This window comes from Hungatella sp. (genome assembly GCF_046966825.1).
In genome coordinates this window covers 76,664-87,797 of the sequence record NZ_JBKVCZ010000010.1, presented here as the reverse complement: position 1 = coordinate 87,797, position 11,134 = coordinate 76,664, and the positions used below count along the sequence as shown (strand labels likewise).

The window sequence follows — 11,134 nt, the reverse complement described above, 5'->3', positions numbered from 1 at the left end:
CCAGTAATACGGCTGTTTTGTACAGACGCCCCTTCATGACAGAAATACCTGCAGAGTCTCGATAAGCGCTAAGAGAATCGGCATGCTGACGGCAAGCACTGACAGTTTGCCGAAGATTTCAATCTGCGTGCCCACGGCGCCGTATCCCGCATCCTTGCAGATTCCGGCGGCGAATTCCGCCACGTAGGTGATCCCGATCATTTTAATCAGGGTGGACAGATAGACGCTGTTGATCCTGATATAAGACTGAACCTGTTTGATGGTATCCAGAATTGTGGTCAGCTTTCCGACTCCGTAAAAAAATATGAAAAATCCGGCTGCCATCACCAGATAGGTTCCGTACTCCCCTTTCATGCCCTTCAGCGCAACGGCCAGAAGGACTGCCGTGATACCGACTACGGCTATGGTCACTACCGTCATATTCTCATTACCCCTACAATGCAAACAGATTTTTAATGGTTTCAAACAGCTGATAAATGTAAGGCACCAGCCAGAACAGCACCAGGATTAAACCAGCGAGACTCGTCAAAAATGCCTGTTCTTCCCGCCCGCTGTGCTTAAGTACCTGGCAGATGACGGAAACCAGGATTCCAACCGCCGCTATTTTAAATATCAGATTGACCCCCATGCTATCCTCCCTCTAATACATCATAATCGTTATGAAGATGCCGCCCATAATACCAAGGCTGGTATAGAGACGGCTCCGTTCCTGCTTATGTTCCCTCAGATAACCGATGGATAGATCCAGCTGCTCCAGATAGAGGAGAATCGTCCTCTCCTGCATCTCCAGGTCCAGATATCCAAGATGCTCGCCCAGCCCTTTCAAACTCTGCCTGTCCTCTTTTGAAAGACAGAAGGCTTTGGGAAGCTTATCGATCTCCTCCTGCCAGATATCGTAAAATGGCTCCCCCCGCTGTCCCTCCATCCGCTCGGCCACCCGGATAAACAGGTCGCCGATCTCTCCTCCGCCCTTCTTCCCCGTCCGATCGAAGCTTTCAGGGAGCGCGGAGCGGGCGTATACGATCTCTCCTTTCAGCAGGAAGATCATTTTTCTTAAGTGTTCCATGGTTTTCAGCCGTTCTCCCCACTGCCCCGCCATAAAAAATCCCATGCCGGAGCAGGAAATCACGACGAGAACGGCTCCCAGAATTCTGATTCCCGTGTTATCCATACGCCATGCACTCCTCGCTGTTCCATCTTTTCCCCATACGGTGGACCTCCGCCTTATAAAGCTGCGTCCCGCGGGAATCGTAGATCTGATCGATATTGCCGATCTTTCCTTTATTATTCAGCACGATATACCGCTCAAAAATCCGCTCATCCACCAGTCTTCGCAGCACCGGCTTCTGCTTCAGATCGTCGATGGAGCTGCCATGCACCGTGGCGATTAGCTTGCATCCGCAGTTCATAACGTACTCCATGGCCTCTAAGTCTTCCCTGCTTCCGATTTCATCCACGGCTATCACCCGCGGCGACATGGTGCGGATCAGCATCATCATGCCTCTGGCCTTCGGACAGCAGTCGAGGATATCGGTGCGGATTCCCAGCTCATTCTGGGGCATTCCCTGGTAGCAGGCGCCGATTTCCGACCGTTCGTCCACCACTCCCACCGTCATGCCTGCGTGATCCTTTGTCCCATTGGAAATCTGCCGGATCAGATCACGGAGCAGCGTCGTCTTCCCGCACCGCGGCGGCGAAATGATCAGGGTGTGCAGAATTTCTTCCTTGTCATAGAGATACGGAAGAACCGGGGAAGCACATCCCTTCACCTGATGCGACAGTCTTACATTGATAAAAATAAACTTCATCGTCTTAATTCCGACTCGTCCAAAATGGTTTTACCCGCAACGCCGATGCGGTGGCCCCCCTGGATGGTAAGAAATCCCTGCTTCATCTCTTCCTCAAATGCATACAGGGAATAATTGCTCATGTATTCCATGGTTTCCTTTAACTCGCCCCGGCTCACCAGATAGGCATCCCGGCAGTCCTGGCTCAGCTGTCCCAAACGGCTTATGTAGTACTCTTCATTCTTATAGACCATCAAAAGCGGCGCCGCCACCCGCAGGCGGATCTCCTGCACTTCATCAAAGTCAACGGCGACCCGGTTTAGAATCTCTCTTATATTCTTCGAAAAGATTTTTATGAGCTCGTCTTTTTTCTCCACCTTCATCCCTCCTCTTACCTCAATATATGTGAAGGGGGACAAATTATGACGGGGAATTATTTTCATTTTCAGAGGTATATGGTATGATAGCGGTACAGAATATCAGGATAACGAATGGAACGTAAGCCGCCGAGCCGTACAGGCACGGTGCTTCACGATGGAAAGGAAGAACGTGGATGAAGAAAAAGCTGTTGCTGGGATGTGCCATTGTAATTAGTATCTTATCCTCTGCCTGCCATATGGACCGGGCTTCGAACAATACGGCAGATTTCACGCAGGAGCCCCACGCCAATCAGGAAAAATCGCAGGAAGGTAATCAGACAGAAAACGCTTCCCCGCCGGAGAAAGCCTCCGGTGCAGAGGACCAGAGTCCAATTTCACCGGATGGTTCTTCCTTTGGGGCAGCTGCTCTAAAATTTGATATAAAAGCATTGAAAAACCTGGATGCCGACACTGAGCTGATATCCAGCAGGTATTTTAAGGCAGGCGACGTGCGGTCCGCCATATCCTTTTCGCTCACACAGGATTGGAGGGATTCCGGTCGTCTGACCTGCGATTTCCTGTCCCAGGATAACCAATATGAAAGCTTCTGGAATGGGATTGCTCAAGCGGCCGTTGATACGGAGAGCGGAAAAATGGATTACAGCATCATACCGGAATTCCACGACGCAGCCCAGGAAAAAGGAACGTGCAGCATTACCTTCTATTTAAATGACGCGGTCCCACATATTACAGTAGACGGCGACGCTCGTCTGGAGGGGGATTACTATTCCTTCCAGCGTTCTTTCAGCAGGCCGGAGGTATTCACCCGTTATTTAAGCAAGGCGGATTTATACTTATATCCGACCGAAGACCTGTGGCTGCTCAGAAATGAAATTTACGCGGCGCATGGACGGAAATTTGATTCCGAGGTCTTAAGCCAGTATTTTTCCAATAAAGTCTGGTATCGGAGTCTCCTGGATCCGGACAAATTTTCGGATTCCCTGCTTTCTGATATCGAGAAAAAGAATATTACGCTGATTCGGGGACTGGAAGAGGAACCTTTTGACAAAAGAAATATCATAGACGGAATCGATTATGCAGGCGAATGGGACCGCCTTCCGCTTGCGCCTTACCTCTCGTACCTGCAAACCGGCCGGGAAACCGGGCTGTCCGCAGACATGACGAAGGCAAAAGATATGGGCGTGTACTACAGCGCTCCCGGCACGATCTCTGTTCCCGCCTCCATGACGCAGGAACAGTTTTCTGCAGTGCAAAACGGCGGGGAAGCCGAAGTTGTTTTAAACGCGCTGACCGGCGAGAGCCAACTACTTTCCCTGGATCCCAACGCAGGGGACTCGAATTCATACGGCTATCTGATGTATGACAAGGGAACAACGCCTTCCTCACAAGGCAGTGAAACAGGAGTCATCGCAGATCTGGAAAATGGAACCTATACTTTGTGGCAGACCAGCGCAGACACTGTGATGAAGACGGTATATGAGGGGGACATTTACATTCTGAAAGGAGCCGTGACAGGCGCTTATACCAGCCTGGCAGAAGCATCGAAAACTCAGACTGATATCTGTGCTGGTGCACCGGAGAGCGGCGGGGAGACAGAGGCGCTGGCTGACAGCAGCGTACTTGGGAATGCGCTTTATTATAATAGTAAGGGGTATTTTACGGCGGTTTATTATCTTGGAGATTAGAGAGGATATTGTCATCAGAAAAAGAGAACCTTTAGAAGCATTTGCTTTCTGAAGGTTCTTTTTGTTGTGATGAGAGGTTGGAAGGGGGGAGATGGTTATTTCAAGACATATGGTCATCACAAAAGGGGACTACCTGACAAAATGGCTGAAACAATTTACTGGCATTTCAATCCACACCGTCCTCACAGAAGGTGACGGAGCAGCCAACAGTACTGGCACGGGTTAATGGAATTTCAATCCACACCTTCCTCACAGAAGGTGACATATTTAAAAACTAAGTTTCTAGTAAGTTTAACAATTTCAATCCACACCTTCCTCACAGAAGGTGACGCTGTCCAATGTGATACACGGTATGACCGTCCGATATTTCAATCCACACCTTCCTCACAGAAGGTGACTTCGCAACCGTAATATACCTTACCTGATTCTAAAGATTTCAATCCACACCTTCCTCACAGAAGGTGACTGAGCGGGAAGAAGCCCTTGCAAAGCAGCTTAAGATTTCAATCCACACCTTCCTCACAGAAGGTGACTCTTCTCGTATCCTCTTAAGGTTTGCTCCTACATATTTCAATCCACACCTTCCTCACAGAAGGTGACTCCCATCCATTTTTTCTCCCAGTACATCAGTACGATTTCAATCCACACCTTCCTCACAGAAGGTGACTATGCCTGATTGATGGCATGGACATGGCAAATATATTTCAATCCACACCTTCCTCACAGAAGGTGACGGGTAACTGGTGATGGAATGCCTCATGGAAATGGATTTCAATCCACACCTTCCTCACAGAAGGTGACGCTTAAAAGCCTCAGTGAGATGGACCAACGGCTTATTTCAATCCACACCTTCCTCACAGAAGGTGACTTTCAGGTCCGCCGGGTTTTAATCATCGCCCCGAAATTTCAATCCACACCTTCCTCACAGAAGGTGACCGGATTCCCCTTATGATGTATCCTATTTGACTAAATTTCAATCCACACCTTCCTCACAGAAGGTGACTGTTTGAAATTAATACAAAAGGTACACGATCAAAAATTTCAATCCACACCTTCCTCACAGAAGGTGACGCAGTTTCTTGGGGGACTGGGCGACCTTGAGCATATTTCAATCCACACCTTCCTCACAGAAGGTGACAGCAATTCTCCACAACAACTCCGCCACTCCCGCCCCCTATCATTAACTATATTGTACAATATTCTCCAACAAAATCAATAGCGATCTTCCTTCTTCTACCTATTCTCTCACTTTCCCGGTGCGAATCCCCCGGTATTTTCATGCTTACTTCAGATTCGCACCAGCTTACTCTCCTCTTATCTCCTTTTATCTAAGACGAAATCCCTTCACAATTAGTCAGCCTGGCAATCTGCCACAAGCACTTTCACAATCTCCGACACATACATCGTATGATAGTCTTTATTCGGATAACATTTCTGATCAATTTCCTTATCCAGGAAATTTTCAGCTGGCATGGGATCGGAGTACAGTTTCCGCAGGACAAAAATCATATTCGCTTCCTCAAATGCTGTGGTACCGTCAATAAAACAGGGGGTCAGGCCTGCCTCCTTCACCTTGTCGCAGTCGCGCCCGGACTTTGTTCCGCAGATGTTCAACGCCTTTCTGTACTCCTTATCGTAAAAAGATACGGTGAACAGCTCATTGGCATCGACAAATTCTTTTGTATAGCGCTGAGGCCGGATATAAGCAGTAATCACCTTCTTGTTCCACATAATTCCCATTCCGCCCCAGCTGGCCGTCATCGTATTAAAACTCTTCTCATCGCCCGCCGTAATCAGCATCCACTCCGTGCCAATCTTTGTAAATGGATTAAAATTCAGTTCTTCCACTGCTATCTCTTTAAATCCCATATCGTTTTCTCCTTTTCTCACTGCTGTTTTCATTCTACAATTGCTATGATTCATCTCTTCTCTTGAGAACTGCTGAATACATATATTTTATCATTTTCATCTCTAAAGTCAAACACCAATATTCCGGACTTCACAGCAAAAAGCCGCTGTATCCCTCGCATTTCCATGCTCCGAACACAGCGGCCCTGCCCGCTTGCTATCCCGGTTCTTCTTCTCTTTCCCGCTCTGCTGGTCTTCTATTCCATACGGATTTCGACACCGGTCTCATAGATTTTGTCTTCCAGCAGCACACGGACCTTCACGTTTTTGCTCAGCCCGCATTTATTGACATACACATCTACATTTCTGGGATCATTCTTCAGAAACGTTCCGACACACATTGCCTCGAAGTTCTTCGCAGCCGACGTATTGATATAATAGCGGTGCACTCTGCCGTCTTCCTCTTCCAGCAGGAGCATGGCCAGCTCCCCTTTCTCAAAGGTAGCATTAAACAGGATTCGGTCCTCCTCCTCCGTAACGGAAGCCTCGTAATGCTCCGGAATCAGTTCCCCCGTACAGGCAGCCGGAATCTCTGTCGCAAATTCTCCAGTTCTGCTCATGGAACCAAGTGTTTTCCCTGCTCCCAGTTCCGCCGTCTCACCGGCATAATACATAGGCAGCTTCTCAGCATGGAATACATTGGAAGGTACGTGCAGCTCATAGACTACCTCATCATTTACCAGCTCGCAGGTAATTGCATTCAGCGTACAGCCCTCACCGGTTCCATCCATGCTCCCCAGCCCCTCTAACGGTTCCCCGTCCTTATAGGCAATTCCACCGGAATGCACCATATAGCGGCCTTCATCGTAATATTCCACATTACAGATATATGGCGAAAAGAAGTCTGCGCCTCTCTCCTTTCCATACTGCCATACCTGTTCGATAGTCCGTGCCTCTCTGTCGATATGGTAGCGCACGCCTCTGGAATAGCTGTCCTTCGCCTTGCTGTAATGAGCCTTTACCTTGGAACGATAGTGACCATTATCAAACATCATAATATCTCCGTCCGGGCACACCACCACGCCGTGCTGCTCGTAAGACCATTCAAACGGTTCACTGATCGGCCTGAAGAAATACTTCTCCACGTACTCTTCCGGCCATCCCTCCGGATCTCCCAGAATCCAGTTGAGGGCTCCTGTTTTGAAGTCTATATTAATCACCGCATCCTGATGCCGGCCGGAAAGCGTGATGGAATCCGTCTTCTTATCGTACCATACCGCATTATTATGGAACCAGTCGTGTGCGGAGGCCGATCCGGACCAGGTCGTCTGGCAGTCGTAAGGCAGAATCTCCCTGTAATCCCAGGTTCTCACGATCGCTCCCGTCTGGCGGTCGACAAGGGCCAGCACATCTTCTACGGTATCCCGGTCCGGAATCTGAGACAGCATCAGGATATTGCCGTCTTCCATCTCAAAGGTATCATGGTGATAACCGCCCGGAAGCCTGTATTCCCGGTATATTTTTCCGTGTACCCCCATCTCATACACACCGCTCACGTAATACGGCAGCTTGATCAGCCGGTCCGTACCGACAAGCAGATGGCCGTTCGCAAGACGCTTCATATCAAAGCAGACGTTTACCGTCAGATACCACCTTACGTCCCCGCGGTAATCACATGCCAGCGCATCGGCCTTCGACGTCTGTGTCAGAAAAATCACATTGTCTCCCATATGCACTCCGCTGCCCTTGCAGAATGTGGGAACCGGTACCTCTGGGGGAAGCGGCTCCGTTTTAATCATCACCGTCTCCCGTTCTCCTCCCGACAAAATGAGCTCCACCGTATTTTCGCAGTCCGCATACAGACCATAAACCGGAAGAATATGGACCGTATCGGCCGGAAATGTATGGCTGATATCGCCTTCCGGCTCCTTCCCCTTTACCGTCAGCGTTACCTCCTGCTTTACAGCGGTCTTAAAAAGAATCATCGCCGTCAGCGGAGAGATCAGATACGGATTTCTCACTACCAGCGGGCTGGACGCCGTGTATGCTCCCGCCTCGAATGTCACCAGAAACTTCTGTTCCGCTTCCGCCTGCTGTGTAATCAGGCTGTTTTTCTTCTCATATCGAATCATCTGTTATCCCTTCCTTCCCATTTATCCCATACATTTCTTCTTATACGCCGCCGCTGACTGAGCGGCCACTGCGCCATCCGAGCAGGCAGTCACGATCTGCCGGAGCAGCTTGCTGTTACTATCACCGGCACCGAAGATTCCCGGCACCGCCGTCTCCATCCGCTCGTTCGCTTCAATATAACCGTGTGATTCCAGAATGCCGAGATCGGCAAATGGCTCCGTTACCGGTTGAAGTCCGATATATTCGAACGCGCCGTCTCCGTATACTACGATCTCCTCCCCTGTTTTGCTGGAAACCGCACGCAGGCCGGTAAAGACAGCCCCAGGCAGAAATTCTTTGATATCAAACCACTCATAGACTTCCACATTGGGCAGAGACTTCAGTTTATCGCAGGCCATCGGGTCTGCGGTGAGATCAAGCATGGTTACCACCGTCACCTTTTTTGCCATTTCCGCCAGGTAGATGGATTCCTCCACCGCGGAATTGCCTCCGCCAATCACGATGACCGATTTATCCCGGTATTTTGCTCCATCACAGATGGCGCACCAGCTTATGGATTTTCCTGCAAAATCCAGCTCATTAGGCACGTGGAGCATGCGCGGCTTTGTTCCCGTAGCCAGAATGACTGCCAGGGAACGGTATGTTTTTCCTTCCGCACACGTCACTATTTTTATGGTACCGCAGCCGCCGTCTTCCCGTTCCTTTGTCTCGATTTTCTCCACAGTACCGTAATCGAATTCGATTCCCAGAGCCTGGGTATGCTCAAACACCTGCATCGCCAGATCGGCTCCATTGACCGAACTGAAGCCCGGATAGTTCTGTATTTCATATGTATTGATGATCTGCCCGCCCGGCGCCAGTTTATCTAAAAGGAGAACGTCAAGATTCGCTCTCTTCGCATATATCGCGGCCGTCATCCCGGCAGGTCCGCTCCCCACAATGATCACATCATATATTTTCATGCTTCCTCTCCTATCTTAAAAATCCAGTCATCATCCAGTATGGATAAATCAGAAGCGCCAGGAAAATGATGCTGAGTATTGTACGGACGGTACAGAATTTCATGGCTTTTTTCATATCAAAAACGTCATAGCTGAACAGAATCAGAAACAGCGCCCACTCATAGGGGAAGAACAGCTGCTCCACGCCCCATACGAAACTGAAGGTAGTTCCCACCACGCTGAGTCCCAGCTTCGCCGCAATGTCGATAAAGAGCGGTGAAAATGCCGCCATACCGGCCAGAGGAGTCATCATCATATCGGTGATCACACCGGTCAGCCATGCAAACAGGATCAATCCAAAGTTTCCGACATTCTGGAGAATCGGCATCATCAGCTCGCTCACCAGACCGGCTACGCCAACCGCATTTGACATACTTCCGATCGCCATGGTTGCCGCCACGAAGAATACCATCGGGAAATTCACCTGCTTCATATCCTCGATATCCGCAACGTCCACTCCCGGAAGGAAACAGGCGATCACAGCCAGAATAAAGAGCCAGCCTGCGTCAATTCCCGAAAATACCATCGCAATAACGAGTAAAATCAGGATAACCAGAAACTTGATTTCCTTTTTCGACATTTTTCCGAGAGATTCCTGTTTTTCTTTAAAATACTCTTTTCCGTCAATGGAGGCATCCTGTTTAAACAGAATCCGCACCATGATCAGAAGAACGATCAGCCATAAAAGCATGACGGGAAAGTTACTGATAAAATACTGCATCCAGCTGACGCTGTTTCCGGTTTCCTTTAAGTAGGAATTGACCAGCTGAAGGTTCTCGCTTGCGGATAGATACAGCCAGGATGGTGCGATTGCCGCCACGAAACCGGCAAACATGATTCCGGCTCCGGTATTGCTGTTCTTCGGTATCTTTAACGCGTTGTAGATTCCAAAACACAGGGCGCAGTAGAGGGCGACACGGCCGGTCATATTGGGGACCAGAAGCCCCACCACGATACCGGACAGTGTGATTCCCGTTATGATCCCCTTATAAGAACCGCCGGATTTTACAATAAAAAAGTACGCGATCCGCTGCATCAGCCCGCTTTTCTCAAAGATCACGGAAAGCGTCAGACCGCCCAGAGACAGCCATACGACCGAACCGGTCCACGGTGACAGGACGACATTGGCGGGGGCCACTCCCCAAAGAATCGCTCCTACCGTTAAGAGCAGGCCGGAAATGTAAACCGGAAGCAGATTCATCGCCCAGGTCAGAATCGCCCACGCGGTGCACACGAAGAATTTTCTCATTTCCAGTGAAACGGCCTCCGTCTGCGGAATTGCAAAGTAAAGGATGCAGGGAACTCCGATTGCGATCCCCCATTTTATAAAAAACTTTAAATCAAACACAGTCTTTTTATCTGCTGTAATCCCCTGTTTGTCCATATTTTCCCCTTCTCCATTTCTATTCAGCTTATGCCCTGCGGCAGTGCAGCCCCAGGGCATATTGGTATTTATTTTTCAATGGCCTTAAATGCTTCTGTCTGTGCGGTCATTCCACGTTCTGATGCGAGGCGCTCGATGGAGGAGGCGCCGAAGAATCCGTCGATTTCAGGCACATGTTTGATTACGTAGGCGGCATCCTCAGGATCTGCGATCGGGCCGCCGTGGCAGATAACCATGATATCCTGGCGCACTTCTCTTCCCGCCTTGATAATCTCCCTGATCTTTACGCAGCAGTCGTCCAGCGTGAGCGCCGTCTCCGCGCCGATGCTTCCCTTGGTGGTCAGTCCCATATGGGCAACCAGTATATCCGCTCCGGCTTCCGCCATGGCTTTTGCCTGCTCCGGATCGAAGACGTATGGACAGGTGAGCATATCCAGCTTGTGTGCTTCACGGACCATGTCAACCTCCAGTCCGTATCCCATTCCTGTCTCCTCCAGGTTAGCTCTGAATTTGCCGTCAATTAATCCTACGGTCGGGAAATTCTGCACACCGTTGAAGCCCTGGTCCTTCAGCTGTTTCAAAAACAGGTCCATCACACGGAAGGGATCCGTACCGCAGACACCGGCAAGAACCGGAGTGTTTTTCACGACCGGAAGCACCTCGGAGCCCATTTCCTGTACGATTTTATTGGCATCGCCATACGCCAGCAGCCCTGACAGGGAACCGCGGCCAGCCATCCGGAAACGACCGGAATTGTAGATAATCAGCATGTCAGCTCCGCCCTTTTCACTGCATTTCGCCGTAATTCCGGTTCCTGCGCCAACGCCTACCAGGATTCTTCCCTCTTCCACCTCTTTGTGGAATTTCTCCATGATCTCACTTCTTGTCATTCTGTTCATTTTTAAATCCTCCTTGT

At 49.7% G+C, this 11,134-nt stretch carries 9 protein-coding genes, 1 pseudogene and 1 CRISPR repeat array; of the genes and pseudogenes, 1 reads left to right on the top strand and 9 read right to left on the bottom strand.

The features are described from left to right. Window positions 1–33: 33 nt before the first annotated feature. The 4 genes and pseudogenes from ACLTD4_RS05350 to spoIIIAA form a co-directional block, all read right to left on the bottom strand. On the bottom strand, window positions 34–420 hold the full coding sequence (locus ACLTD4_RS05350) for a stage III sporulation AC/AD family protein (RefSeq protein ID WP_002601070.1): 387 nt from the start codon (window positions 418–420) through the stop codon (window positions 34–36). Between the two features lie 13 nt (window positions 421–433). After that, window positions 434–628, bottom strand: coding sequence for a stage III sporulation protein AC (spoIIIAC, locus tag ACLTD4_RS05345; RefSeq protein ID WP_002601071.1), 195 nt, complete (start codon window positions 626–628; stop codon window positions 434–436). A 12-nt stretch (window positions 629–640) separates the two neighbouring features. Continuing rightward, window positions 641–1,171: a stage III sporulation protein AB gene (locus ACLTD4_RS05340; RefSeq protein ID WP_002601072.1), complete on the bottom strand. Its 531-nt coding sequence runs from the start codon at window positions 1,169–1,171 to the stop codon at window positions 641–643. After that, a pseudogene (gene spoIIIAA / locus ACLTD4_RS05335) lies at window positions 1,164–2,164 on the bottom strand (stage III sporulation protein AA). Before spoIIIAA ends, ACLTD4_RS05340 begins: the two are co-directional and overlap by 8 nt. Window positions 2,165–2,340: 176 nt before the next feature. Between spoIIIAA and ACLTD4_RS05330 the strand changes: the two are divergent. Then, window positions 2,341–3,852, top strand: coding sequence for a DUF4454 domain-containing protein (locus ACLTD4_RS05330; protein WP_117633903.1), 1,512 nt, complete (start codon window positions 2,341–2,343; stop codon window positions 3,850–3,852). A 163-nt stretch (window positions 3,853–4,015) separates the two neighbouring features. Further along, a CRISPR array of direct repeats spans window positions 4,016–4,990; the repeat unit is 33 nt; unit sequence ATTTCAATCCACACCTTCCTCACAGAAGGTGAC. A gap of 212 nt (window positions 4,991–5,202) precedes the next feature. On the opposite strand, the gene ACLTD4_RS05325 is transcribed toward ACLTD4_RS05330, so the two are convergent. The 5 genes from ACLTD4_RS05325 to ACLTD4_RS05305 all read right to left on the bottom strand — a co-directional run bounded on the left by ACLTD4_RS05325 (window position 5,203) and on the right by ACLTD4_RS05305 (window position 11,117). Then, window positions 5,203–5,721 (bottom strand): flavin reductase, encoded by a 519-nt coding sequence (locus tag ACLTD4_RS05325; RefSeq protein ID WP_117633902.1) that lies wholly within the window; start codon window positions 5,719–5,721, stop codon window positions 5,203–5,205. A gap of 236 nt (window positions 5,722–5,957) precedes the next feature. After that, on the bottom strand, window positions 5,958–7,832 hold the full coding sequence (locus ACLTD4_RS05320; RefSeq protein WP_412331191.1) for an aryl-sulfate sulfotransferase: 1,875 nt from the start codon (window positions 7,830–7,832) through the stop codon (window positions 5,958–5,960). Window positions 7,833–7,853: 21 nt separating this feature from the next. Next, window positions 7,854–8,795, bottom strand: coding sequence for an NAD(P)/FAD-dependent oxidoreductase (locus tag ACLTD4_RS05315; protein ID WP_117633900.1), 942 nt, complete (start codon window positions 8,793–8,795; stop codon window positions 7,854–7,856). Window positions 8,796–8,805: 10 nt separating this feature from the next. After that, window positions 8,806–10,218 carry an SLC13 family permease gene (locus ACLTD4_RS05310; RefSeq protein WP_055659806.1) on the bottom strand — a complete coding sequence of 471 codons (1,413 nt, stop codon included), beginning with the start codon at window positions 10,216–10,218 and terminating at the stop codon, window positions 8,806–8,808. A 68-nt stretch (window positions 10,219–10,286) separates the two neighbouring features. Then, a complete protein-coding gene (locus ACLTD4_RS05305) occupies window positions 10,287–11,117 on the bottom strand; it encodes a phosphoenolpyruvate hydrolase family protein (RefSeq protein ID WP_110321500.1) in 831 nt (276 codons plus the stop codon). Window positions 11,118–11,134: the final 17 nt, after the last annotated feature.